The sequence below is a fragment of the Sphingorhabdus sp. EL138 genome, from assembly GCF_900258045.1.
Taxonomy (GTDB): Bacteria; Pseudomonadota; Alphaproteobacteria; order Sphingomonadales; family Sphingomonadaceae; genus Parasphingorhabdus.
Genome location: NZ_OGVD01000004.1, coordinates 137,747 through 160,976, shown reverse-complemented (window position 1 = coordinate 160,976; position 23,230 = coordinate 137,747). Strand labels below are relative to the sequence as shown.

27 protein-coding genes and 1 tRNA gene are annotated in these 23,230 nt (G+C 53.4%); 13 read left to right on the top strand and 15 right to left on the bottom strand.

The annotated features are described in order from the left end of the window. Positions 1–49 precede the first annotated feature (49 nt). From DK507_RS10670 to DK507_RS10655, 4 genes are read left to right on the top strand one after another with little or no spacing between them, the layout of a single operon-like run. A complete protein-coding gene (locus tag DK507_RS10670) occupies positions 50–1,459 on the top strand; it encodes an FAD/NAD(P)-binding protein (RefSeq protein WP_109356393.1) in 1,410 nt (469 codons plus the stop codon). Position 1,460: 1 nt separating this feature from the next. Beyond that, a complete protein-coding gene (locus tag DK507_RS10665; RefSeq protein WP_109356392.1) occupies positions 1,461–1,952 on the top strand; it encodes a co-chaperone YbbN in 492 nt (163 codons plus the stop codon). Between the two features lie 17 nt (positions 1,953–1,969). Next, positions 1,970–2,707, top strand: coding sequence for a type II secretion system protein N (gene gspN / locus DK507_RS10660; RefSeq protein WP_109356391.1), 738 nt, complete (start codon positions 1,970–1,972; stop codon positions 2,705–2,707). Between the two features lie 3 nt (positions 2,708–2,710). Further along, on the top strand, positions 2,711–3,712 hold the full coding sequence (locus tag DK507_RS10655; RefSeq protein WP_109356390.1) for an LLM class flavin-dependent oxidoreductase: 1,002 nt from the start codon (positions 2,711–2,713) through the stop codon (positions 3,710–3,712). On the opposite strand, the gene DK507_RS10650 is transcribed toward DK507_RS10655, so the two are convergent. Then, positions 3,709–4,902 (bottom strand): acyl-CoA dehydrogenase family protein, encoded by a 1,194-nt coding sequence (locus tag DK507_RS10650; protein WP_109356389.1) that lies wholly within the window; start codon positions 4,900–4,902, stop codon positions 3,709–3,711. The two genes, DK507_RS10655 and DK507_RS10650, sit on opposite strands and share 4 nt — an antisense overlap. A 28-nt stretch (positions 4,903–4,930) precedes the next feature. Further along, a complete protein-coding gene (locus DK507_RS10645) occupies positions 4,931–6,049 on the bottom strand; it encodes an acyl-CoA dehydrogenase family protein (protein ID WP_109356388.1) in 1,119 nt (372 codons plus the stop codon). Positions 6,050–6,251: 202 nt separating this feature from the next. Here DK507_RS10645 and DK507_RS10640 point away from each other — a divergent pair, with 202 nt between their 5' ends. The 4 genes from DK507_RS10640 to DK507_RS10625 all read left to right on the top strand — a co-directional run bounded on the left by DK507_RS10640 (position 6,252) and on the right by DK507_RS10625 (position 8,393). Continuing rightward, on the top strand, positions 6,252–6,791 hold the full coding sequence (locus DK507_RS10640) for a glycoside hydrolase family 108 protein (protein ID WP_109356387.1): 540 nt from the start codon (positions 6,252–6,254) through the stop codon (positions 6,789–6,791). A gap of 44 nt (positions 6,792–6,835) precedes the next feature. Further along, positions 6,836–7,249 (top strand): holin family protein, encoded by a 414-nt coding sequence (locus tag DK507_RS10635; protein ID WP_109356386.1) that lies wholly within the window; start codon positions 6,836–6,838, stop codon positions 7,247–7,249. Between the two features lie 236 nt (positions 7,250–7,485). Beyond that, the gene (locus tag DK507_RS10630; protein WP_162559010.1) at positions 7,486–7,782 is read left to right on the top strand and encodes a hypothetical protein; all 297 of its coding nucleotides are present in this window, start codon (positions 7,486–7,488) and stop codon (positions 7,780–7,782) included. Then, a complete protein-coding gene (locus DK507_RS10625; protein WP_162559009.1) occupies positions 7,767–8,393 on the top strand; it encodes a hypothetical protein in 627 nt (208 codons plus the stop codon). The genes DK507_RS10630 and DK507_RS10625 overlap by 16 nt, the downstream gene beginning before the upstream one ends. A gap of 188 nt (positions 8,394–8,581) precedes the next feature. Here DK507_RS10625 and DK507_RS10620 read toward each other — a convergent pair whose 3' ends face one another. The 6 genes from DK507_RS10620 to DK507_RS10595 all read right to left on the bottom strand — a co-directional run bounded on the left by DK507_RS10620 (position 8,582) and on the right by DK507_RS10595 (position 12,170). Continuing rightward, on the bottom strand, positions 8,582–9,457 hold the full coding sequence (locus DK507_RS10620; protein ID WP_109356384.1) for a hypothetical protein: 876 nt from the start codon (positions 9,455–9,457) through the stop codon (positions 8,582–8,584). Positions 9,458–9,642: 185 nt separating this feature from the next. Beyond that, a tRNA-Arg gene (locus DK507_RS10615) sits at positions 9,643–9,719 on the bottom strand. Positions 9,720–9,759: 40 nt separating this feature from the next. After that, the gene (locus DK507_RS10610) at positions 9,760–10,278 is read right to left on the bottom strand and encodes a DUF1178 family protein (RefSeq protein ID WP_109356383.1); all 519 of its coding nucleotides are present in this window, start codon (positions 10,276–10,278) and stop codon (positions 9,760–9,762) included. Beyond that, positions 10,275–11,108, bottom strand: a complete 834-nt coding sequence (locus DK507_RS10605) for a carbon-nitrogen hydrolase family protein (protein ID WP_109356382.1) — start codon at positions 11,106–11,108, stop codon at positions 10,275–10,277. Before DK507_RS10605 ends, DK507_RS10610 begins: the two co-directional genes overlap by 4 nt. Positions 11,109–11,114: 6 nt before the next feature. Beyond that, a complete protein-coding gene (gene grxC, locus DK507_RS10600; protein WP_109356381.1) occupies positions 11,115–11,372 on the bottom strand; it encodes a glutaredoxin 3 in 258 nt (85 codons plus the stop codon). 57 nt (positions 11,373–11,429) lie between these two features. Further along, positions 11,430–12,170 carry a ComF family protein gene (locus DK507_RS10595; protein WP_109356380.1) on the bottom strand — a complete coding sequence of 247 codons (741 nt, stop codon included), beginning with the start codon at positions 12,168–12,170 and terminating at the stop codon, positions 11,430–11,432. A gap of 40 nt (positions 12,171–12,210) precedes the next feature. Here DK507_RS10595 and DK507_RS10590 point away from each other — a divergent pair, with 40 nt between their 5' ends. Further along, positions 12,211–13,077 carry a methyltransferase domain-containing protein gene (locus tag DK507_RS10590; protein ID WP_109356379.1) on the top strand — a complete coding sequence of 289 codons (867 nt, stop codon included), beginning with the start codon at positions 12,211–12,213 and terminating at the stop codon, positions 13,075–13,077. Positions 13,078–13,084: 7 nt separating this feature from the next. Here the strand turns inward: DK507_RS10590 and DK507_RS10585 are convergent, their stop codons facing one another. Next, a complete protein-coding gene (locus DK507_RS10585; protein ID WP_301950671.1) occupies positions 13,085–13,495 on the bottom strand; it encodes a (deoxy)nucleoside triphosphate pyrophosphohydrolase in 411 nt (136 codons plus the stop codon). A 95-nt stretch (positions 13,496–13,590) separates the two neighbouring features. Here DK507_RS10585 and DK507_RS10580 point away from each other — a divergent pair, with 95 nt between their 5' ends. Both DK507_RS10580 and DK507_RS10575 read left to right on the top strand, forming a co-directional pair. Next, complete coding sequence (locus DK507_RS10580; protein WP_109356378.1) at positions 13,591–13,761, top strand: Flp family type IVb pilin; 171 nt, start codon at positions 13,591–13,593, stop codon at positions 13,759–13,761. 115 nt (positions 13,762–13,876) lie between these two features. Beyond that, positions 13,877–14,041, top strand: a complete 165-nt coding sequence (locus tag DK507_RS10575) for a Flp family type IVb pilin (protein WP_108810835.1) — start codon at positions 13,877–13,879, stop codon at positions 14,039–14,041. Positions 14,042–14,122: 81 nt separating this feature from the next. On the opposite strand, the gene DK507_RS10570 is transcribed toward DK507_RS10575, so the two are convergent. From DK507_RS10570 to DK507_RS18170, 5 genes are all read right to left on the bottom strand, one after another. Further along, positions 14,123–15,634, bottom strand: a complete 1,512-nt coding sequence (locus DK507_RS10570) for a M48 family metalloprotease (RefSeq protein WP_109356377.1) — start codon at positions 15,632–15,634, stop codon at positions 14,123–14,125. Between the two features lie 123 nt (positions 15,635–15,757). Further along, the gene (locus DK507_RS10565; protein WP_109357619.1) at positions 15,758–16,705 is read right to left on the bottom strand and encodes an acetyl-CoA carboxylase carboxyltransferase subunit alpha; all 948 of its coding nucleotides are present in this window, start codon (positions 16,703–16,705) and stop codon (positions 15,758–15,760) included. A gap of 31 nt (positions 16,706–16,736) precedes the next feature. Further along, a complete protein-coding gene (locus DK507_RS10560) occupies positions 16,737–17,633 on the bottom strand; it encodes a tyrosine recombinase (protein ID WP_109356376.1) in 897 nt (298 codons plus the stop codon). Between the two features lie 60 nt (positions 17,634–17,693). Continuing rightward, a complete protein-coding gene (locus tag DK507_RS10555) occupies positions 17,694–19,544 on the bottom strand; it encodes a hypothetical protein (RefSeq protein WP_109356375.1) in 1,851 nt (616 codons plus the stop codon). A 3-nt stretch (positions 19,545–19,547) separates the two neighbouring features. Further along, entirely contained in the window at positions 19,548–19,682 is a 135-nt protein-coding gene (locus tag DK507_RS18170; protein ID WP_301950670.1) for a hypothetical protein, read from the bottom strand. A gap of 105 nt (positions 19,683–19,787) precedes the next feature. On the opposite strand from DK507_RS18170, the gene DK507_RS10550 reads away from it, so the two are divergent. Together DK507_RS10550 and aroB are read left to right on the top strand one after the other, a co-directional pair. Next, the gene (locus DK507_RS10550) at positions 19,788–20,351 is read left to right on the top strand and encodes a shikimate kinase (protein ID WP_254054345.1); all 564 of its coding nucleotides are present in this window, start codon (positions 19,788–19,790) and stop codon (positions 20,349–20,351) included. Next, a complete protein-coding gene (gene aroB, locus DK507_RS10545) occupies positions 20,348–21,448 on the top strand; it encodes a 3-dehydroquinate synthase (protein WP_109356374.1) in 1,101 nt (366 codons plus the stop codon). Before DK507_RS10550 ends, aroB begins: the two co-directional genes overlap by 4 nt. A gap of 9 nt (positions 21,449–21,457) precedes the next feature. Here aroB and DK507_RS10540 read toward each other — a convergent pair whose 3' ends face one another. Next, positions 21,458–23,230, bottom strand: coding sequence for a monovalent cation:proton antiporter-2 (CPA2) family protein (locus DK507_RS10540; RefSeq protein ID WP_109356373.1), 1,773 nt, complete (start codon positions 23,228–23,230; stop codon positions 21,458–21,460).

Below are 23,230 nucleotides of genomic sequence, written 5' to 3'. Positions count from 1 at the left end.
GCTTTTTAGTCCCTAAGAAATCGGATAAATCCAGCGAAGGGACTTTCATATGGCGCAGGCCGAAACGGATTATCTGATTATCGGCAGCGGTGCCGTCGGAATGGCCTTTGCCGATACATTGCTGGAAGAAAGCGATGCGCATATCACCATTGTCGATCGGCACGGAAAACCGGGCGGTCACTGGAATGACGCTTATCCGTTCGTGTCCTTGCACCAGCCGTCGGCTTTCTATGGCGTGAATTCGACCCAGTTGGGTAGCGGCGAAATCGACACAACCGGCCTTAACAAAGGCTATTATGAGCTGGCCACCGGCGCTGAGGTGAACAGCTATTTTGAAAAGGTGATGCACCAGCGCTTCTTGCCGAGCGGGCGGGTAAGCTATCATCCCATGTCTGATTATCTCGGAGACGGTAAATTTGTGTCCTTGCTGTCGGGCAAGGAAACCCAGATCAATATCCGCAAGAAAACGGTAGACGCGACCTATTATGGCACCACTGTGCCATCCACCCACACACCGAAATTCGAGGTGAAGGATGGCGCCAAGATGATCCCGCCCAACGCCTTGCCACAGCTTTGGCAAAGCGCCGGGCCACTGCCCAAGAAATTCGTCATCCTGGGCGCTGGCAAAACCGCAATGGATGTCGGCGTCTGGTTACTGCGCTCCGGCGCGAACGCGGATGATATCGTCTGGGTCTGTCCGCGCGATAGCTGGTTGCTCAATCGCAACAATACCCAGCCGGGTCAGGAATTTTTCCACCAAACAATTGGCGGTCAAAGGGATTTGATGGCGGCGCTGGCGGCGGCGGAAACCGCTGACGATCTGTTCCTTCGCCTTGAGGCCTGCGGCGTAATGCTGCGGATCGATCCGGAAGCCAAGCCAAGCATGTTCCACTATGCCACCATCTCGCAGGGTGAGGTCGATATCCTGCGGCAGATCAAGAACGTCGTCCGCATGGGGCATGTCGAGACTATCGATCAGAACGGCATGCATCTGAAACAGGGCGACTATCTGATGCCGGCGGAGACGCTCTATATCGACTGCACTGCCACCGCTGTCGAACGCCGCCCAGTGGTTCCGCAATTCCAAGAGGGGCTCATCACATTACAGATGATCCGCGTACCGCAACCGGCCTTCAGCGCTGCGCTATCTGCTTTTCTCGAAGTCACCTATGATGATGACGAGACTAAAAACCGTTTGGGACAGCCGATCCCCCTGCCCGATGGCATTGATACCTATCCCGCCGCGACGATGGTCAATATGATGAACCAGTTTCAATGGTCGCAGGACAAGGTCGTCAACAAATGGATTACCCAGAGCCGGCTCGACGGTTTCGGAAAAATGATTTTCGGCGTGTCCCCCGATGATGAAGAGAAAATGGCGATATTGGGCGAATTCAGGACCAATGCCATGGCCGCGATGGGCAACCTGCCGAAACTCATGGCTCAGGCAGGTGGATAAGATGTTGAAGCATTTTTTCATTGCTGTGGGACTTACGTTGGCAGCTCCGGTTCCTGCTGCGCCGGGTGCGGATGGTTCTGCGGCAGAGCATCCCGAAGCCAAGCCATATGAAAAAAACGCCAAGGCATCGCAAGATGTCGATGCCGCCCTTGCCCGCGCCGTGGCAGCAGACAAGCGTGTGCTGCTCGTCATGGGCGCGAACTGGTGCCATGATAGTCGCGGGCTCGCCGGATGGTTTGAAAAGCCGCGCTTTGCCGAAATGCTGAAAACCAAATATGAAGTCGTCTATGTCGATGTCGGCCATCGTGATCGCAATATCGACATTGCCCAGCGATTTGGCATTGAAAAGATCAAAGGCACCCCAACCGTGCTGGTCCTCTCTTCACAAGGCGCTTTGCTCAATCCGAAATCCGCACCCACATGGCGCAATGCAGCAAGCCGCGATGAAGCGGATATTTATGCCTATTTTGATCAGTTTACGCCCGAACTGTGATAGGGAATCTGACATAGATGGGAAAGCAGGTGCCGCGCGCGTTGATCTACATATTGATTATTCTTGCTCTGATTATCTTGGCGCTGGTCTTCATGCCGCTCAAGCTCGCGATCAGCATCGCCGGATTGGAAGATTCGAGATTTTCGGCGCGAGAAATTAGCGGCAGCATCTGGAACGGACGTATAGAACAGGCGCAGCTCGGCCCCTTTGCGCTGGGTGATTTGAAAGCGGGGGTACAGTTTTTTCCGCTGCTGACTGGAAAAGTGAAGATGGACTTGGAACGCCCCGCTGTTGCAGGCGACAAAGGCCTGGTCGCCACCATTGGGAAGCAGGGCAACAGCTTGCTGGTCGAAAATGCGACCACAGCTTTAAGCGTCGGTCAGACTCTTGCTCCGCTACCTGCTTCCAATATCACCTTGGATAATGTCAGCGTAGCCTTTGCCAATGGCCGCTGTGAGTCCGCTAGCGGCAAGGTGCGCTTGTCGCTTGATGCGAATATTCCGGGACTGGATTTAAAACAGGGTCTGCTCGGCAATGCGATGTGCGAGGACGGCGTGCTGGTTCTGCCACTCACCAGCGGTTCAGGAATGGAAGAATTGACGATGAAACTGGAGGGCAACGGCTTTTATACCGCGCGACTATTCCTAAATGGGAATGATCGCGCGTGGACATTGCTGCTGCCAACATTGGGATTTCGAAAAGTCCCAAGCGGCTATGCGATTAAAGTAGCCGGGCAGTTGGGACAAAAGAGGTAGGTAATGAGCAAAGCTGTGAAATTTTCGATTCTTGATCTGTCACCGGTACCTCAAGGATCCGATGTAAAGACAGCATTGGATCGCTCGCTCGCGCTGGCACAGCATGGTGAAGCGCTTGGCTTTGAACGGTTCTGGATGGCGGAACATCACGGCATGGCCGGGATTGCCAGCGCGGCGACTTCGGTTGCACTCTCCCATATTGGCGCAGGCACGAAGACTATCCGCATCGGCGCCGGCGGGATCATGCTGCCCAACCACGCGCCGATGGTGATTGCCGAACAATTCGGAACGTTGGAGGCGCTGTTCCCCGGCCGGGTCGATCTCGGCCTTGGCCGCGCACCGGGTTCCGACCAGCGGGTAGCGCAAGCCATGCGGCGCAATCTCAACACCGACCCAAATCAATTTCCGCGCGACGTCGTCGAACTCCAAGCGCTGCTTGAAGGAGACCCTGCACTGGGCATTCAGGCAACACCCGGTGCAGGCGCGAAAATCCCGCTTTATATATTGGGCAGCAGTCTGTTCGGTGCGCAGCTCGCAGCGGCCCTCGGCCTGCCCTATGCCTTTGCGTCTCATTTTGCACCGCAAGCGCTCGATGAAGCGCTGGCCATTTATCGCCGCGATTTCAAACCATCCGCGCAGTTGGCGGAACCTTATACGATGTGCGGTTTCAATATCTTTGCCGCCGACACGGATGACGAAGCAGAGCATCTGGCAACCTCGATGATGCAGAGTTTTGTGGCACTGCGCACCGGCAATCCGGGTAAACTCCCGCCTCCGGTCGAGGGCTATCGCGAAAGCCTGCCGCCCCAGGCTCAATCGATGCTCGCCCAGATCATGCAGGGCAGCGCAGTTGGCGCACCGGATGCTGTATTAAGTGGCGTCCGGGCCTTTCTCGACCGGACACAGGCGGACGAGCTGATCGTCTGCGGCTCGATCTTCGATCAAGCCGCTCGCGAAAAGTCCTATGGCCTGGCCGCCCAAGTCCGCGACCTGATCGCCGCCTAGAAAGCCGAGAAAGGCTTGTCCTTGTCGACCCGCACATCCTGCGGCAGTCCCAGCACCCGCTCCGCGATGATATTTTTCAGAATCTCGTCGGTGCCGCCCGCAATCCGCAGGCCAGGTGCCCACATGAAGCTTTCCTGAAAAATTGCATCTGCTGGCGCATGATCCTTGTCGGAGATAATTCCATAATGATCCTGCATCTCGATCGCGCTGTTACAGATATCCTGCAAATGGTTCGCTGTGATCACCTTGCCGATGGAGTTTTCCGGCCCCGGTGTTTCGCCTTTGGACAAAGCGGTCTGGGTGCGGAATTTGGTCAGCTTATAACCCTGCGCCGCAACATACCAGTCCGCCAATTTCGCACGAAATGCCTGATCGCTCATCGAGCCTGAGGAGCGCGCATAATCCATGATCTCGGCCCAGTCCGGTCCAGGTGAACCGCCAACTGCAAGCCGCTCGTTCATCAGCGTCACCAAAGCGACTTTCCAGCCCATTCCCGGCTCGCCTAACCGGTCGCTGTCGGGAATACGAACGTCGGTGAAATAGACCTCGTTAAATTCGCTGCCGCCTGATGCCTGATGGATCGGGCGTACATCGACGCCTTCCTGTTTCATGTCGACGATGAACATGGTCAGGCCTTTATGCTTCGGCACATCAGGGTCGGTGCGCACCAGCAAGATGCCATAATCGGAATAATGAGCGCCAGAGGTCCAGACCTTCTGGCCATTAATCACCCAATCATCGCCATCCTTGACTGCTTTGGTTTTCAGGCCAGCGACGTCGGATCCGGCGGCGGGTTCGGAGAAAAGCTGGCACCAGATTTCCTCGCCGAACAACGCCTTTTGAACATAGCGCTGTTTATGTTCATCCGAACCGAAAGCAATCACGGTCGGAACACACATGCCAAGACCGATGGCAAAGGGCCCAATTGGTGCATCAAATTTGGATTCTTCCTGATTCCAGATGACCTGTTGCATTGGCGATCCTCCGCGACCGCCAATTTCCTTCGGCCACGTAATCTGGGCAAACTGGTTCTCGGCTTTGACCTTTTGCCAGTCCTTCGCGCGTTTCAGATAATCGTCGCGCCTGCCGGAACGGATGGCTGCTGCTTTTTTGGGTTCAAGATGCTGGCTGAGAAACGCGTTGGCCTCGGCCCGGAATGCCGCTTCTTCTGTTGTATCTGTAAAATCCATCTTCTTGTCCTTCTCGGGATATTGTCTACTAAGCCGCGTTTTTCGCTTCGAGCGCGGAAACCAGTTTCTCTTTCCATACCGCCGGGCTGCCCGCCTGCACCGCCAGCAGTTTGGCGCGGCGATAATAGAGGTGGCAATCCACCTCCCAGGTAAAGCCCATGCCGCCATGGGTCTGGATATTCTCTTTGCTGGCAAACCAGAAGGCTTCTGACGCAGCCACTCGCGCCGCAGCCGCAGCTTCCGGCAATTCTGCCGCATCGGTAGACAGCGCCCATGCCCCATAATAGGCATTGGAGCGTGCCACTTCATTTTTCACATATATATCGGCCAGCTTATGCTTGATTGCCTGATTGCCGCCAATGGGACGGCCAAAGGCGTGGCGCTCTTTCGCATATTCGGTGGCCATTTCCAGACAACGGGACGCGCCGCCCAATTGTTCGAAGGCGAGCAATACCGCCGCCCGGTTCATCACTTGATCGAGCACCGTCATGCCGTTGCCGCTTTCATGGCCCAATCGGGCTCCGGTGGCACCATCCAGTTTGATCTCGGCATGGCTGCGGGTAGGTTCAATCGTCTTGAGCGCGTTGCGGGAAACCCCGTCCTGATCCAGCGCTACTATGTATAAGCCAGTGCCGCTGCCTTCTTTCGCCAGCACAACGGCATGGGTCGCAATATCGCCATCAGTGACCGGCACTTTCGTCCCGGACAGTGTGCCATCCTTGGCAGTTGTTTGGACCGAAGAGGCGGAGAGAGCACCGGGGCCTTCGGTGGTCGCCAGACATCCGACAATGCTGCCATCCGCCACTTTCGGCAAAAACTCGGCTTTCTGCTCGTCGGTTCCGGCCAGCTTGATCGCCTCGGCAAAGAAATAGGCAGACGATCCGAACGGCACCGGCGCCAACACACGGCCCAGCTCCTCTGCAATCACACAAAGTTCCAGCATGCCCAGGCCAAGCCCGCCAAATTCCTCTGGAATGGCGGCACCGAGCCAGCCCATTTCGACTATTTTCTGCCAGACTTCGTCATTATGGCTGACATCGTCATCATCCAGCACAGCGCGCACATGGGCGCTGGTGCACTGGGCCTCAAGAAATTTGCGCGCTTCATCGCGCAGGAATTTCTGATCATCGGAGAAATCAAAGTTCAATCTACCAGCTCCTTAATACATATTTTCGCGGCGAACAGACACAGCAAATCATCTAACGAATCACTGCTCTGGCTAATTGTCCGAATAGGCCTGATCGAAATTAATCAGTCAATTAAATTCCATAGCCAAAATTTTGCTCTTTCCTACAAATAACCAAATAGGTTATTTCTTGCACTCAACCTCTGGAAAGAAAGATGCTGCCATGAATATCGACACATTGATCGACGACGTCATTGCCATAGAAGGCGATTATTCCAATCATCCCGCTGACCGCGGGGGCCCTACCCGCTGGGGCGTCACTGAAGCGGTCGCGCGCAGCCACGGTTATGCTGGTGACATGCGGTATTTTCCCCAAGACGAAGCCGTCGCCATATATAAACGCAGATATTGGCTGCGTCCGTCGTTTGATAGCGTCAACGCATTGGCCCCGCGACTGGCCGAAGAATTGTTCGACACCGGCATTAATATGGGACCAGCGATCGCAGCCCGTTTCCTGCAACGGGCGCTCAATGCGCTAAACCGTAACGAGCAGGATTTTGCCGATATCGCAACCGACGGCCAAATCGGTCCGAGGACAATCGGCGCCCTACAGAAATTCCTGGCGAAGCGCGCCGATGGCGGCGAGGCGGTTCTATTGAAAGCCGTCGAGGCTTTGCAGGGCGCACGCTACATAAAACTGGCTGAACAGCGCCCGGCCAATGAAGCATTTCTCTATGGCTGGCTCTCCCACCGCATAGGTTGAAAACCCGGCCGGCTTCCCCTTCTGCAATATAAGGAATCAGAACCATGTCTTTACTCTCGACCCTCATCGGTCCCATTTCAAAAATTATCGACAAGATCATTCCCGACAAGCAAGCCCGGGATCTCGCGAAGCTGGAACTGCTGAAACTTGAAGGTAGCCAGGAAGTGGAACAGCTTCGTATTCAGATATCCGCGATACTGGCTGAGGCCGGATCTCCCGACCCTTGGACCAGTCGCGCGCGGCCGAGCTTTCTCTACGTCATGTATATATTGCTGCTCTGGTCATTACCCATGGGTTTGATCGCGGCAGTCAGGCCGCAAGCGGCCCATGATATCGCCAATGGCATGAATGCTTATCTTGCTGGTATTCCAGAGCCCCTATACGCCTTATTTGGCACCGGCTATCTTGGCTACACTATGGCGCGGCAATGGGGAAAAATCCGAGGTGTGGAGAAATAGGCCGAGAAATCAGAAGTGAATAGACGAAGAATCGGGCAGATTAACCGCCTGATTTCTGTGCAATTAACTATTTGAATGCCCAAAAAAGCGACAATTTCAGCCATTTTCCCGGATATCGCACAAATAGACTTGCCATGCCCATATCTTTGCAGATAGAGGGGAAAGTCTAGTTCATTCCAAAGGGGATATTTTAATGTCTAACGAAACAAGTTTCCGCAAAATGCTGGCAGTAGCTGGTGGTCTTGCTCTTGCAGTTCCTGCTCTTTCAGCATGTGCTGAGCAAGCTGAAGATGCTGCTGCAGCTGCAGAATGTGCCGCTGAATGTGCTGCATGTGCCGCTGAAGAAGCTGCATGTGCCGCTGGCTGTGCTGCTGAAGAAGCTGGTTGTGCTGCTGCATGTGCCGCTGGTTGTGCTGCTGACGCTGCTGGCTGTGCTGCTGAAGCCGCTGCATGTGCCGCTGGTGATGCTGCGTGTGCCGCTGCATGTGCCGCTACTGAGTAATATCAGTACAGCGCATTGGAAAATGCATTAGAAAGGCTGTTTGAGCTAACAGGCCAGATAGCTAAAGAGGGCGTCTCGCTAGTACCCAGAGTGGTACCGGCAGACGCCCCTTTCGTTCAATATGAACATTATCCGAAGGGCGACTGTGTTGCACCCGGCAACAAGTCTCGCTGGTTCTACCATGCGCACAAGCCCGAGGAACGCGAAGAAGGCGAGCATGGCCATTTCCACATGTTTCTGCCGCTCGAGATGTTCAAAGGCGTAAACGCGCTTTACGAACCTCCCAAAAAACTTCCCAATGGCAAGCCAACACAAGGCGTCGTTCATTTCGGCGCACTGAGTTTTGGCCTGGACGGGATGCCATTGAGCTGGTTCACAACCAACTATTGGGTCACTTACGAATATTTCATGCCCGCCGATGCCATTGCATCGCGGCTCAAGCTTTTTTCCATGAAAAAGGCTCCCGGTGATCCGCTCGTCAACGACTGGCTTACTGCCGCTGTGGAAGTTTTTCATGATCCCATCATCGATATGCTGCACGAACGCGACAAACTGCTAGCCGAAAAGAAAGCGGAACTCGGCGACGCGGTGTTTGAAAACAAAACCGTCGAAATAATGTCTCGGACGACATTCGACCTTTAAACAACATCAATCGGAAAAAACTGGTGCGCCCGACAGGATTCGAACCTGTGGCCCCCAGATTAGGAAACTTACACCCATCTATACTTTTCAATGACTTAGGTTGTAAAACCTGTGCGACTTTGCACCGAAATTGCAACATCGTCGCACGGTTGCACTGTTAGTCAATGCGCCATTCGGACCAAAAAAGATCAAGCTGCGTCGTCGCCGAGTTCCTCAACGAAATCTACAATTTGGATCTTTGACAGCTTGTCGCCTTTGTACCCACGACGAGCTAGGACAGTGATTGCCGCTTTCTTCTGTGCGGCGATCGTATAGGGGTTTGATTCCTGCTCAAATACCGGATCAACTACTTCTGCCATAAGAAACCCATCTCGATCGGGATTTTTGACGCTCAAGCCATTGGTATGGAATTTGAACCCGTCTGTTTCTAAACCCATTTTACCAACAGGCAGCCATTCAACCGAATCAAACTCACGCACCTTGTCAGCTTCCTCTACGCCTATGATAACCGGATCACGGTTCCCACTATAAAATGATGCCGTACCTACAGACGGTCCAACGGGGGCAACGTAATTTCTGGCCGCTTGTTCGTTCGAGGCAATTGATTGGCGTAAGATGTCTTGCATACCCATAGCTTCAATATGTCGACGTTCGTCAGCTCGATCATTTGCAACTACTATGTCGTGATGCATCTTAGCCATCGCTTTTGTCAGCACTTCCATATTCTCATCCTTGCCGCTGAAAAAACTCAAGGCCGAAGTAACATAATGGGATATGATATCGACACCGATTGTAGATATTAGTGGCAACCCCAAAGGCAGTAAAACAGCCGCCTCTTGAAAGAATCCAGCTACAGTTAGGGAACCACTTTCTGGCTCCTTTGCCTTCATTATAAGAGGTGCGCGCTCACCTCGTTTGGGCAGTCGTTCTTGGGTAATAATGATCAGCGCATCCGACACTAATTTGTCTATACCTTGTAACGATTGACCAAAAAGCTTCGCATCTATTGCATGTTGATCGGCATCCCCTCCATCATAAGTCAGTTTTATTTTCGGATTACTCATTTATCACCCCCTTTTTACTTAATACGCATATGGAGCGAGTCGTGCCAAGTCTGAGTCAAAGAGAGTGGGTATTTTAGTGATTGGCGTCAGATTATCCATGCGACGGTGTCGTCGCACCATGCGACGAATTACTACAGTTTTGTGACAACGGTTTTCAGAATAATCTATTATTATCAATAGCTTACTGGTGCGCCCGACAGGATTCGAACCTGTGGCCCCCAGATTAGGAATCTGATGCTCTATCCACCTGAGCTACGGGCGCTTGCCCGTCATTTAACGGGTGCAGGTCGGATAGACCAGCTTCAATTTTGCGCTTCGGGCGGCGTCACAGGCAAGGGCAGTGGCACGACATCAATGCCTTCTTCTTCAAGCTCTGCCACATCCTCTGGAGATGCTGTCCCGTGGATCGGAGCCGCATCTTTTTCGCCATAGTGGATCGCCCGGGCTTCCTCCGGAAAATCGCCGCCAACCCACTCTGATTGCTCCAACATTTCCGCTTGTGCTCTGGCCAGTTTGCCAACCATATCCTGGACCTCGGCCGGGAGTGTGACCGCTTTCGCCATTGATTGCTCGTTTTCTTTGGAAGCCTCCATTTCAGTAGGCCCCGATTCGACTGATCCAGAGACCGGCTCCGCACCAGAGCGCTGGTTGCCTTTAATACCGACATTGGGGGCCATCACCGCTTTGTCGACAGTGTTACAACCGCAACTGGGACAATCGATCAGCCCTGCAGCTTGCTGCTTGGCGTAGTCGCCTGAGGAACCGAACCAGCCCTCAAATTGATGGCCGCCGTCGCGGCATATAAGATCGAACACTATCATAAAGCACCTTTTGGTGACGCAAAAGTCCGGCGATTGGTGATCGCTGGAATGCGGCTGCGTACCTTCGCAATATCATCCAAGTCAATATCGCATGTCGCGACGCCTGTATCCGCACCCATGTCCAACAGTACGTGCCCCCATGGATCGATCACCATTGAATGCCCGTAGGTCGTGCGACCATCGTCGTGCAAGCCGGATTGGGCAGCCGCGACCACAAAAACGCCGGCTTCAATTGCCCGCGCCCGCAGCAATATCTCCCAATGCGCCTCGCCTGTCGGCACAGTAAAGGCAGCGGGTACCGACAATATATCGGCTCCAGCGTTGGTCAGCGCTCCGTATAATGCGGGAAAACGCAGGTCATAACAGACTGAAAGACCAAGCATCGCTGCCTTCACAGGAGCAACGACAGCTTCTGCTCCGCCCTCATAGGCCGCAGATTCCCGCCAGCTTTCGCCAGTGTCCAGATCAACATCGAAAAGATGGATCTTGTCGTAGCGGGCCACTATTGTCCCCGATGGGTCGATCAGAAAGGACCTATTTAGCCATTTACCGGCGTCTGAATCACTTTGCTTTATCGCCAGCGAGCCAAGCGCAACCCAGATTTGTTCATTCTTTGCGGAGACGCAGGCCTCTTTCAGGACCGGATCCTCCTGCTCTATATATATGCTGGCTGCTGCCCGGCTTCGATCACGGTCAACAAGACCGGTCATTTCCGGCGTAAACAGGATATCAGCACCTTGGGCCGCAGCTTCACCGATATGCGCGCGCAATACTTTCGCATTGGTAGCGGGATCGATACCGCTGCACATCTGGGCCAAGGCAACACGCATCTGCGATCAGGCCGCCAGCAATGCGTCTAATTTCCCTGCATCTTCCAAAGCTGCAAGATCATCGGAACCGCCAATATGCTGATCATTGATGAAAATCTGAGGCACGGTCGTACGGCCGCCCGAACGCTGGATCATTTCCTCGCGCTTTGGACCGCCCATGGTAATGTCCGTCTCTTCAAAAGCGACATCTTTGCTCTTCAGCAAGCCCTTTGCCCGAAAGCAATATCCGCATGTGAATTTGGTATAAATTTCGACTTTTGCCATAACAGCTTTCCAATATGTTTCGATTACCCATGCAGATGGACCTTATGCCCTGCTAATTCAACTCTGGTCATATTCGGTCAATACTCTCGCCCAACAGAAAACCGTCACCTGATCTGCACCCGACACCTTTAATATTCTCGCGCAGGCATTGGCGGTAGAGCCGGTCGTGTACACATCATCAATCAGAATGACTGCCCTTCCCTTTAGTTTTGACTGTGCATCATGCGATACCGCGAATGCGTTCTTTACAAGTCTGCGTCGCTCTTTTGCCGACATCGAACGGAGCGGCGGTGTTGCGTCTTTGCGAGCGAGCACGCCCGTTTCCATCGCAATTCCGCTGCGCTCCGACAGGGCCCGACCAATCAGCACGGATTGGTTGAACCCGCGGGACCACAAGCGCCAACGGTGAAGTGGCACCGGGACGATTAAAGCATCTGCGGGAATTTCACCCAAAAAACGTTCCAGCTGACCGGCGATCAATTCGGCAAAACCCAGACGCCCCCCATATTTAAGACGCATCGGCAGTAAGCTGCTATTGTCGTCATAAGCCACAACAGCCCGGACCCCGTCATGATCAGGCGGCTTTTTGAGACAGGCTGCGCACTGCGTTCCTGCCGCCTGCTCAAAAGCAAAAGGCCTGCCGCAAGATGCACACCAAGGCTCGGTCAGAAAATCCAGACTATTCCAACAGGACAAACAGAAACGGTTATCTGCTTCAACCGTAACGCCGCAGATTGGACAACGCGGCGGCAGTGCAAAATCGACAACCGGTTTGAGCAAGGTCGACAAAATTTCCATTTGCCCTTGTCGCTCGTTAAAGCGGTGGGCACAAGGCCGTATGAGCAATACCGACGGACCAAAGGAAATATTTGATCGCAAGCGTAGACGACGCACCCGTGATCGCGCTTACGACCGGTCTGAAGGCAAGGACTTCTTGGGCCAGATAATGTCAGAGGAAATTCTGGATCGACTGTCATTGGTGAAGCGGGATTTCAAAAAATGCCTGATCATCGGTCAAGCAGCTAATGGCCTGCGTTCTCAGCTTAACGATATGGGCATCGAAACTATTGCCGCAGATGCCAGCTTTTTAGCCGCAGCTGCCTTTGGCGGCGTCCAATGCGATGAAGACCGCCTGCCCTTTGCCGATTACAGCTTTGACCTGGTCATCAATGTCGCAACACTGGATAGCGTGAACGACCTGCCGGGCGCTCTGGCTCTTACCCGACGGATATTGAGACCGGATGGATTGTTTCTCGCGTCTTTCGTTGGCGCTGAAAGTTTCACAACTCTCAAATCAGTATTGATGAAGGCTGAGGGCGACCGCGTATCGGTCCACATCCATCCGCAAATTGATATCCGGACGGCTGGCGACCTGATGTCTCGCATTGGATTTGCGCTACCCGTGATCGATAGCGACGGTTTGCGCCTGCGCTACAGCGCGTTGGAAAAGCTCGTCAGCGATATCAGGGATATGGGCGGTACCAATATCCTGAAAGACCAGATTCGCTCACTTCCTCGAAATGTTTATGAACAAGCCAAGCTGAATTTTGAAAACGGCGCAGCAGATGGCGGCAAGACAACCGAACATATCGAAATCATCTACCTATGCGGATGGGCACCCCACCCCGATCAGCCAGTCCCGGCACGCCGTGGCAGTGGCCAGATGTCGTTGAAGGACGCTCTCAACAAACCCGCTTCGGACTGAAACGAGGCTAAAGGACAGTCATCAATTGTGCCACCAGGGGTATATCGGCTGGCGGCATATCCAGATGCTGCAATTCCGGCAGGGGCACCCATTTCATATCAGACGATTCCAGGTTTTGCGCTTCACCCGTCCAATCATGACACGTATACAATAGTAGCAGCAGATGCTTCTCCCCCAAAGCTTCACTGGCAAAGGCGACAGGCATCAAAGCGTCAGTCTTTATTGCCAGTCCTAACTCTTCTTTTAATTCCCGCACAAGCGCCTTTTCCGGCGTTTCACCCGATTCGACCTTACCGCCGGGGAATTCCCAAAGCCCAGCCATCGGCTTGCCCGGAGGCCGTTTTTGCACCAGAATATTGCGGTTTTCGTCGATCAGGGCCGCGGCGACCACAAACAGATATGTCGGATTATTTTCCACTTTTTTTTGCGATGTAAGGATTTTGTTAATCCCTTTCTGTGAAACACGGATCGTTCGCAACTTAGCAGAACTTTAGAAGTGAAGAGAGGGATATAATGGAACTGTTTAAAAAATTATATCGTTCGGAACAGGGGGCGACGGCCGTGGAATATGGTCTGATTTTGGCACTCATCGCGATCACCGCAATTGTGGCGATTAGCGGCGTGGCAAATTCAACCGGAAACATGTGGAATACAGTGGCTGATGAAGTAGTCGCAAGTTCCTAAACGGCCGTATGTCATTAAACATTTATAAAGTTTTCTGAATTAGTGTGATCATTATCGGCCCGAGTTTAAGGGTTTGATTGGGTAAGTGAAGTTTGTCAAATATAGGAGACCAGACATGAAACTCGTACGTAAAATGTTTAAGAACGAAGAAGGCGCAACGGCTATTGAATATGGCCTGATCGCTGCTCTGATCGCTGTTGCAGCTATCGTTGCAATGGGTCAGCTGGGTAACACCCTCAGCAACACCTTCAACGAAGTTGAAAGTGAAATGGCTGGTTAATCTTCGGATTAATTTAGAAATTTGGGACGGCAGCCTGCAAAGGCTGCCGTCTTTTTTTGTGCATAAGTAAATCGACTAGAATCAGTAGGTAACAATCTTTACCTTCTGACCTGCGCGCAGGTTGTCGGTAGAGCGCATCCGGTTCAACACCAAGAACCGATCCTTCTGGTAGTCGGAATAGGCCATTTTGCGCGAGAGACTGTCAATCGTGTCGCCACTTCTGACCGTCACAACATCAATTTTCCGCGGTTTTATCGCGGCAGCCTCACGGGTCGTCAGCCGCTTAACGCTGTCATACATTGGTGTGAAGACAGAAGTCCTACCTGCCTGTGCCAATGTTGCAAAATGAAAAGCACTGCTTTTCGAGAATTCGTAGGCAAATATTGTCACATCCACCTGACCATTGCGGTTGTTTACCCGGCCTGTCGCATAAGATGCCGGCAGCCCATTGATGGTTGTTCGCTGGATATCACCATAGGCAATATCCTGCCCCTTGCCTGACAAGGCTTTGAAAGCGGAGGAAATATAAGTCGCCATATTGCCGTTATAGGGACCGGTTGTAAATTGCCCTTGGCCGGCGGAGCCGCTAATCGTCACAGCTCTGGTACCGTTTTGCATACCAAACCCATTGGGTACGGTGAATTTCAATTTCAGATCCGGGTGAAGGAAGCTGTTACCCTCTATCACGCCTTGTTTGGGATCATCACCATATAGAACCCCGTCCAGATTCCGCAAAAAGGCTTCGCGATTACGCTTTCCACCCGAAACTCCAAGCTTTCCGGCATTTCTGGCAGCTCTCGATACGCGTTGCACAGGATTTGGATGAGTACTCGCCCATTCGGGAACGCTCCGCGCGTCCCGCCCCGCCACCCGGGCATCAATAGCAGACTGCGCTGCCAATGATTCCAGCATTGTTGCCAACGCATCAGGCGCGTATCCGGCAGACGCAAGATATCGGATACCCAAGTCATCCGCCTCATATTCCTGTTTTCTGGAATATCTCAGCGTCAGCAACTGGCTACCGGTCCCGAAAACTTCCTGACCCAGTTTTCCCAGAGCAGAATCCCCTAAAAGAACGGCTGAACCAATCTGGCCCAATACACCCAAAATGCTATTTCGCCGGGCTGCTTTTTGTCTTTTTTCGCCGTGAAGCGCAGCAACATGACCCACTTCATGACCCAAAACGCCGGCCATCTCGGCCTCGTCATTCATCAAAGCCATTAACTGCCGCGTCAAATAGACATAGCCTCCGGGTATAGCAAAAGCATTATTTACAGGGCTATTAAGCAGCGTCACCGTAAAGTCGCTGCGCGCATCACCCAGTCCTGACTGCACGGCAATATCCTGTCCAATCCGGACGACATAGGCGCTTTGTGGACCGGTATAGGCCCCGCCAAATTCCTGCAATAATTGTGGATGCGCCTCCGCGCCTTTGCGTTTGTCCTTAGCAGAAATAGAGCGCACTTCGCCGCGCTCACCAGATGAACTGCTACCGGCCGATTCAACCGCACCTGCGTCAGCGCCCGAACCACCGCAGGCCGCTAACGACAATATCGCGGCAGTTGAAAGCAATTTCTTGGATATGGTTCTCATCAGACTCTCCTTGCGTCTCAGCCTATATGAGAGAGCAGTTCAGCGAAAGGGGAGCGAATGTAAAATAGCGTAGCCTTGGCCCTGTTGAGCCTCATCTAACTGTCCAGCATCGTGACGAGAACGCTATATCGTTCCAATTTTCAGAAATTTGTCGCGGCGCATAGCGCGTAGCTCTTTTCGATCCAGTTTCTGAAGCGCTTCAACTTCTTCAACAATCGCTTTACCCAATGTGGCAATGGACAAGTTCCGATCGCGATGCGCTCCGCCCACGGGCTCTTTCACTATCCGGTCTATCACGCCAAGCTTCTTGAGATTTTGCGCCGTGATTTTCATGGCATCGGCCGCTACGTCCGCTTTGTCGCCGGTACGCCATAGGATCGAAGCACAGCCTTCCGGAGATATGACGGAATACACGGCGTGCTCCAGCATCAAAACCCGTTCTGCAGCCGCCAGCGCCACTGCACCGCCCGAACCGCCTTCGCCGACAATCACAGCAACCATGGGAACGCCAAGAGACAGGCATTTTTCGGTAGACCGGGCAATCGCTTCGGCCTGCCCACGCTCCTCTGCCGAAACGCCAGGAAAAGCGCCGGAAGTATCGACCAAAGTAACCACTGGCAGAGAGAACCGGTCAGCAATATCCATCAAGCGAATGGCTTTGCGATACCCCTCCGGCTTTCCCATACCGAAATTGTGGCGCAGCCGGCTTTCGGTATCATCGCCTTTTTCATGGCCAATAACGACAAGGCGCATGTCACCAATCTTGGCAAAACCACCGATGATCGCCTGATCATCGCCAAAGTTGCGGTCCCCGCCCAGCGGAACGAACTCGTCAAACAGGCCGGAAACGAGATCCTTGAAATGTGGGCGCTCCGGATGCCGCGCAACTTGGGTTTTCTGCCAGGGTGTCAGATTCGTATAAGTATCGCGGAGCATTTTTGCCGATTTTGCCTGTAATTTGGCAATTTCGGACTCAATATCCAGCGATCCTTCGTCGGCTGTTTCTCTGAGTTCAATAATCCGCGATTCAAGGGCGGCAATCGGTTTTTCAAAATCTAGAAAAGATGTCATCATATTCGGTTAGAACCGCCAGACAAAAACGTCAACGCGTCAGATTACGACGGCTGAGCGGATGGCGGTTATTCACCAATTCCACCAATCGGGCGCTGTCAACGTGCGTATATATTTGCGTCGTGCTAATATCACTGTGACCCAGCAGGGTCTGCAAAGCACGAAGATCAGCACCCCCTTCAAGTAAATGAGTTGCGAAAGCATGCCGAAGGACATGAGGGCTGATTTTTGCAGGACTGATATCAGACTTAACAGCCAAGTCTTTGATAATCTGAAACAAACGAATACGACTGATATGCCCCGTGCGAGAGGGAAACAAATATTTTTCATCGGCGTCGACAAAATCGCTCCACCGTTTGACAGCGCTGCGTGCGCGGTCGGAAATGGGTACAAGCCGCTCTTTCCCGCCTTTCCCGCGAATAATCAGAAACGGGCGATCAACCATCACAGATTTGCGTGGCAGGGAGACAAGTTCGCTGGCTCTTAGCCCTGAGCCATATAGCAGTTCAATCAAAGCCGACAGCCTGGCGTCGTTCGGCTTTATCTGTTGCGAAGCCAATCTGGTTTCAATGGTTTCGAAAAGCCGCGCGATTTCATCGTGCGACAAGACCCTTGGCAAACTGCGCTGCCCCCCGGGACGCGGCAATGCATCCGAGGGATCATCCTGGCGAAAGCCCTCCTCAACCAAAAAACCAAAAAAGCGGCGCAAGGACGACGATTTCCGAGAAACGCTATTGTTTTTCAGATCACTCCAGGCACTGGCGGCGTTCTGCAAGGCGTCCCGGTCACTGTCTGCCAGCTTGCCTTTGGCAAAACTGGATGCCTGTTCGAGATCTGACCGATAGGCTGATAATGTATTTTGAGACGCACCGCCTTCCGCAGCCATCATTTCCAGAAATCTATCAATATAGACGGTGTCGTTGCTCATGGGGCCACAACGATAACGACGCCTTGCCCGCTTGGAAAGCTGTCTATGATTCCATGGGTGTCAAGTTCGCATCAGCGCTTCGGCAGCGATCATGCGTGCTTCCGCTTCCATGCCCACACGAGACAGCGAACGGGTGATATGGAATAGATGAAGCGGCGACATCGCATTCCAGTCCCGTCCCTGCATGCCGACGGCCGCCAAAAGCGCGACGGTACCGCCCTGCCCGCGCTGCGCGGCAGACCTTATGGCACCGGTCCATCTGGATGTTTCATCCAGATCAATTTCCAAATCGCTCGAAACGTTTTGGAGAGTCCCGGGATCAATACGTCCCAAGCCCGCCAGCGCAGCAAGAAGAAACTGGCTCTTCAGCTGACCGACACTCTCATCATTATCGCTAAACTCATCAAGCGCCGATGCGTCAACGGTAACGGCCAGATTGGGAGCACCTACCGCGAGCAAAGCCCATCCGTTGCTACCCGCATCTACCTGGTCTGCCCAGCGCGCGGCATTACGATCCAACCCTGCCGACAACATCGACGCAATTAAATCGCCGCTGGCATCTTGCAAATTGGCCGATGCCGGAATTTTCGCAGCCGCACGAGCTGTCAGAATTTTTGCAGAATAGGACGTCAAAGCTCCGTTGGAGCGCTCCCAAAGCGCACGCATCGCTTCAATACGCGCAGTCGCTGTTCCGCCGGTATAAGCTTGACGCAACGTCGAGGCGCGTGCTTTCAGATCGTCACTCGCGTCCGGATCGTCATAAGTTGCCGAATAAAGATCGACCATGGCCTTGTTAGACAACACGCCGATCGCGGCTGCGGTGTCCGCCGCCTTCATCCGTGAATCCCTGGAAAGCATAGGTGCCCGGGCGCGCCAGCCCTGCACGTGCCGGCCGGCCTGTTCGTATAAACGGTCGGGCGGCTCTACTCCGGTTGCAGATCCCAAACCAAAGCGCCAATTGTTGAAATATTCTATGTCATCCCAGTTTATCGAAACTGCACGTCGCCCTTCAAATCCCGCACCCACTGTTTTTTCAGCGAGCAGATAATCTATACCGGTTGCCGTCTTTTCTCGCGCAGCGATACGCAATAGCGATGAGGCACGGCTTTGCTCACCGGAAAATGAAGCGCAAATCGGGCGGAACATCACCCATGTCGGTGCCTCACTGGCCCTCACCCCACCTTCTACATAAGGACAGATACCAGCGGGGTCTGCGGTTGCCAGATGGGCTTGCATGGCGACAGTATAAAGTCGCGGTGTAAAATTACCGCCATCGACCTTCAATACCAGCCCCCGTGCGGCTTCCGCTTCTCCCATAAGCAACAGCCGCCACGCGCGTTCGGCAACCCAATCAGCCGGATTGACATTTTCCGGGCTATCCACCTTGCTCAGCAAAGTACGGCGCAGCAAAATTGACCCCCAACGCGAAATAATCGGGCCATGGAGGTTTTTGATGAGATTGGTCAGATATTGACCACCTTCTTCACCAAAAGCATCGGGTACCATCCCTCCTGAATTCTCGGTCAGCACGCCAATTTGCGCCATTGAGCGGCGGGCACCGGGCGCCAGATAATATTGCGGCTGCAACGCATCGTCCAGCGCACTCAAATTACCGTCTTCATCCAGATCCAATATCGAATCAGGTGATCCGATTGCCACATCAGGAGCTGAAGCTGGACCGCTGACAACTGATCCGCCTGAAGGCGGATTAATCACAGAAGGTGCTGCTGGCGTTGGGCCAGGCGCCGGTGTTGGCGTCGGCGCGGGGGTTGGTGTAGGCGCAGGAGCAGGATCACCGAAACCGGGCGGCAAAAGCGATTCAGGGGAACTCTGGCCCAAAACGGGCAAAGACAGCGCGAGAGCAGAAATGCCGGCCGTCGCAAGCGATATATGTTTAAGGCGGACGCGCATCGCTTAGTTCAATTCTCCGCCAATCACTGGTTTTTCGACCGGTTTTACGTCTTGTTCGACATCCATCGATGCCAAAAGGAACATCGCTCCGACAATGGCGACCAGAAAGACGATCAGAAAAACCAAGTTACGCGGCATCTTTGTTCCAATATCTTTCTTTTTACCAAATTTACAGGCGCAGGCGCATTGGGTTTTGCACTCACCACCATCCTCTGTATAGCCTTTGCCTCAATGGACAAAAACATGAAAGACCCTTTTGACCGATCCACCGAAGAATCCGGTGAAGAGTGTGGCATATTAATCGAAAAACCTCTGGTTTTGATCGGCTTAATGGGCGTTGGCAAGACAACCGTCGGCCGCCGACTGGCGAAAAGGCTCAATTTGCCATTTGTTGATGCTGATGAAGAGATTGAAAAAGCTGCGGACCTCAAGGTCTCGGAAATTTTCGATCGGTTTGGCGAAGAATACTTCCGTGATGGTGAAAGGCGGGTCATTGCGCGTCTTATGGAGGACGGCCGACAAGTCATCGCAACCGGCGGCGGGGCGTTTATGAACGAAGAAACACGCGAGCTGATTTTATCAAAAGCAACGGCGATCTGGCTCGATGCAGATATCGATATATTGGTTAAACGTGTCGCCCGCCGCGACACAAGACCACTGCTGAGAAGCGGTGATCCCGAGACAATATTACGGGATCTGGCTGCCAAAAGAAATCCGGTCTATGCGCTTGCCCATCACCACGTAACCGGTAACGACGCGCCGCATGATCTGACAGTAGAAAACATTATCAAGGTGCTGCGTAAATGAACCGTATAGCCGTTAATCTTGCCGGCAATGGATATGAGATCCTTGTCGAGCCCGGCGCGCTGAACACTCCCTCCCTTCATCTCGCACCGCATATCAGCAAGGACAGGGTTTTCGTGGTTACTGACACCAATGTCGCGGCGAAATGGCTCGAACCGTTGCAAGCCGATTTGCAGAAATCCGGCGTTAAAGTGATCCATCACGTCCTTCCGGCCGGTGAACATACAAAAAGCTGGGCAGGACTTGAAGAGCTTACGGACTGGCTATTGGCCGAAGGTGCGGAGCGATCGGATACGCTTGTCGCCCTCGGCGGCGGCGTCATCGGTGACCTGACGGGCTTTGCGGCAGCCATCCTGAAACGTGGCTGTCATTTTATCCAGATCCCGACAAGTCTGCTCGCGCAGGTCGACAGCAGCGTCGGTGGTAAAACTGCCATTAACAGCCGGGCGGGAAAGAACCTGATCGGACGGTTTAATCAACCGAAATTTGTCCTCATTGACCCACTGGTGCTTAACAGCTTGCCGGACCGTGAATTGCGTGCCGGCTATGCGGAAGTCATCAAATATGGCCTGATCAATAACACGGCTTTTTTCGAATGGTGCGAGCAAAATGGCGCGGCGCTGCTGAAACGGGATCCCGAAGCCCTGAGCTACGCCATAACCCAGAGCGTTCAGGCGAAAGCAAATATCGTTGCAGAAGACGAAAAAGAGCTAAGCGGGCGCCGGGCGCTGCTGAACCTTGGTCATACATTCGGACATGCGCTCGAAGCGGAAACCGGCTATTCCAGCGAACTGGTACACGGCGAAGCGGTAGCCGCCGGAATGGCGCTGGCTTTTCACTACTCCGTCAGACGCGGCCATTGTGACGAGTCCGACGCGCGGCGCATCGAAAGCCATCTGAAAAGTGCGGGTTTGCCGCATAGTCTGAAAAGCGCTTCGGTCAAGGCCTCCGGGCAACGGCTAGTTCAGCATATGCTGCATGACAAGAAAATGACGGCCGGGAACCTGCCCTTTCTATTGGCCAACGGTATCGGGCAAACCTATCTCGCCGATGATGTCGATTTGGATGACGTTGCGGCGTTTCTCGACCTGGCAGGTTGAATTTGGTTGCTAATCACCGCCCTTATTTGCGCCGGTAATTCCAAAACCCAGATGCTTGCCCGCAAGCATATCACCGGCAGCGCGCTGCGCCTCGAGGCGGTCACAATCAAGCTGTCGAAATTCTCGGTCCACTTCGTCGATTAGCGATTCATCCACGTCGATCGCCGTCATAGTCTGACGCGCCAAATGGATTGCCGATTCAAAGACCTCACGCTTTACACCGTCGAGACCGGCCTTTTTGACCTCCAGCAAATGGACCCGATCATAAGCGCGTACAAACAGTTTCGCTTCGGGGAATGACATTTTTATCATGTCGAGCGATTCGGCGTTTAACTCCTTGCCATCCATACAAAAAACAATCGCCGCACATTGATCGGCCCCTGCTCCCCGCAACAGATCAACCCGGGTTCCGTCGCCATAGAAAACCTTGCGGCCGAACTTTTGGCTAACCCCTATTTGCTGCGGCTTTATATCGATGATTGTGACCGGAATATTCGCCCCGCTGAGCATCTGGGCGACTGTCTGCCCGAACCGGCCATGACCAACCACAATCGCAGAAGCTTGGCCTGCCTGAGAGGGATCGTCCAGATCGACATCGCCTTCTGTCCGCGCAACATTAAAACGCTCTACAATCAGCATAAGCAGCGGTGTTGTTGCCATCGAAACCGTAATCACAGCACCAAAAAGACTACTGGCTTCCGACTGGATAAGCAGCGCTTTTTCGGCTTCGGCAAACAGCACAAAACCAAATTCACCGCCCTGACTGAGCAACATGCCCATGCCTAGTGCAGGCAGAGTATCCATGCCGAAAAGTTTGCCCAGACAAAATATGATGACAATTTTTGTCACAACCAGTGCAATGGCCGCACCGAACACAAAAGCGGTATTCTCCGCGATCACGCCGACATCCAGCATCATCCCCACAGCCAGGAAGAACAGCCCCAGAAGCAAGGATCGGAAGGGATCAATATCCGCTTCCAGTTCGTGGCGATACGGGGAATTGGCCAGCATTACACCAGCGATGAAAGCTCCAAGAGCAGGCGAAAGGCCGATCAGTTCCATCAATGCAGCACTGCCAAAAACCGCAACCAGTCCTGCAACAATGAACAATTCCCGCTCGGCAATCTTGCCGATCAGCTCCAAAGCGGGCTGCAATACATATCGCCCGGCCAGTATCAATCCGCCAATCGCAACGACGCCCAATATCGCGGTCATCCAGCCGGATAATGCTCCGGGTTCTGCCGGCGCCCTGGACAGTACACCGATAATTGTCAGCAGCGGGATGATCGACAAATCCTGAAACAGCAGGATCGAGAATGCTTTTTCGCCGGTTGGCGTATTCAGCCTTCCGGAGGACTGCAGCATCGGCAGCACCTGCGCTGTCGATGACAGAGCGAGCGGCAAGCCAAGTGCAATAGCGGCTCCAAAAGTAAAGTTTGTCGTCGCCATAATCAACAGGAACAAAGCAATTCCGCAAAAAACAACCTGGCTCATCCCCAGACCGAATATCGCCTTGCGCAGCCGCATAAGACGCGCAGGCGCCAGTTCCAGCCCAACAAGGAACAGCAGCAGGATGATCCCGATTTCGGAAAATTCGAGGATCGTCTCACCCTCACTGATCAGTCCGAAACCTTGCGGTCCGATCAATATACCGGCGATCAGATAGCCCAGAACAGCACCTATCCCGAACTTGCGGAACAAGAGCACCAAGAGCAAAGCCGCACCCAGCATAATGAAACCGCCCAATAGCAGATCACCCATATGTGCTTCTGCTCCCTCCAT

What these genes read in the sequence shown, in the direction of transcription:
- DK507_RS10670 (WP_109356393.1), top strand. Translation starts at nt 50, where the DNA reads ATGGCGCAGGCCGAAACGGATTATCTGATTATCGGCAGCGGTGCCGTC.
- DK507_RS10665 (WP_109356392.1), top strand. Translation starts at nt 1,461, where the DNA reads ATGTTGAAGCATTTTTTCATTGCTGTGGGACTTACGTTGGCAGCTCCG.
- gspN (WP_109356391.1), top strand. Translation starts at nt 1,970, where the DNA reads ATGGGAAAGCAGGTGCCGCGCGCGTTGATCTACATATTGATTATTCTT.
- DK507_RS10655 (WP_109356390.1), top strand. Translation starts at nt 2,711, where the DNA reads ATGAGCAAAGCTGTGAAATTTTCGATTCTTGATCTGTCACCGGTACCT.
- DK507_RS10650 (WP_109356389.1), bottom strand. Translation starts at nt 4,902, where the DNA reads ATGGATTTTACAGATACAACAGAAGAAGCGGCATTCCGGGCCGAGGCC.
- DK507_RS10640 (WP_109356387.1), top strand. Translation starts at nt 6,252, where the DNA reads ATGAATATCGACACATTGATCGACGACGTCATTGCCATAGAAGGCGAT.
- DK507_RS10635 (WP_109356386.1), top strand. Translation starts at nt 6,836, where the DNA reads ATGTCTTTACTCTCGACCCTCATCGGTCCCATTTCAAAAATTATCGAC.
- DK507_RS10620 (WP_109356384.1), bottom strand. Translation starts at nt 9,457, where the DNA reads ATGAGTAATCCGAAAATAAAACTGACTTATGATGGAGGGGATGCCGAT.
- DK507_RS10610 (WP_109356383.1), bottom strand. Translation starts at nt 10,278, where the DNA reads ATGATAGTGTTCGATCTTATATGCCGCGACGGCGGCCATCAATTTGAG.
- DK507_RS10605 (WP_109356382.1), bottom strand. Translation starts at nt 11,108, where the DNA reads ATGCGTGTTGCCTTGGCCCAGATGTGCAGCGGTATCGATCCCGCTACC.
- grxC (WP_109356381.1), bottom strand. Translation starts at nt 11,372, where the DNA reads ATGGCAAAAGTCGAAATTTATACCAAATTCACATGCGGATATTGCTTT.
- DK507_RS10595 (WP_109356380.1), bottom strand. Translation starts at nt 12,170, where the DNA reads ATGGAAATTTTGTCGACCTTGCTCAAACCGGTTGTCGATTTTGCACTG.
- DK507_RS10590 (WP_109356379.1), top strand. Translation starts at nt 12,211, where the DNA reads ATGAGCAATACCGACGGACCAAAGGAAATATTTGATCGCAAGCGTAGA.
- DK507_RS10580 (WP_109356378.1), top strand. Translation starts at nt 13,591, where the DNA reads ATGGAACTGTTTAAAAAATTATATCGTTCGGAACAGGGGGCGACGGCC.
- DK507_RS10575 (WP_108810835.1), top strand. Translation starts at nt 13,877, where the DNA reads ATGAAACTCGTACGTAAAATGTTTAAGAACGAAGAAGGCGCAACGGCT.
- DK507_RS10570 (WP_109356377.1), bottom strand. Translation starts at nt 15,634, where the DNA reads ATGAGAACCATATCCAAGAAATTGCTTTCAACTGCCGCGATATTGTCG.
- DK507_RS10565 (WP_109357619.1), bottom strand. Translation starts at nt 16,705, where the DNA reads ATGACATCTTTTCTAGATTTTGAAAAACCGATTGCCGCCCTTGAATCG.
- DK507_RS10560 (WP_109356376.1), bottom strand. Translation starts at nt 17,633, where the DNA reads ATGAGCAACGACACCGTCTATATTGATAGATTTCTGGAAATGATGGCT.
- DK507_RS10555 (WP_109356375.1), bottom strand. Translation starts at nt 19,544, where the DNA reads ATGCGCGTCCGCCTTAAACATATATCGCTTGCGACGGCCGGCATTTCT.
- DK507_RS18170 (WP_301950670.1), bottom strand. Translation starts at nt 19,682, where the DNA reads ATGCCGCGTAACTTGGTTTTTCTGATCGTCTTTCTGGTCGCCATTGTC.
- DK507_RS10550 (WP_254054345.1), top strand. Translation starts at nt 19,788, where the DNA reads ATGAAAGACCCTTTTGACCGATCCACCGAAGAATCCGGTGAAGAGTGT.
- aroB (WP_109356374.1), top strand. Translation starts at nt 20,348, where the DNA reads ATGAACCGTATAGCCGTTAATCTTGCCGGCAATGGATATGAGATCCTT.
- DK507_RS10540 (WP_109356373.1), bottom strand. Translation starts at nt 23,230, where the DNA reads ATGGAGGGAGCAGAAGCACATATGGGTGATCTGCTATTGGGCGGTTTC.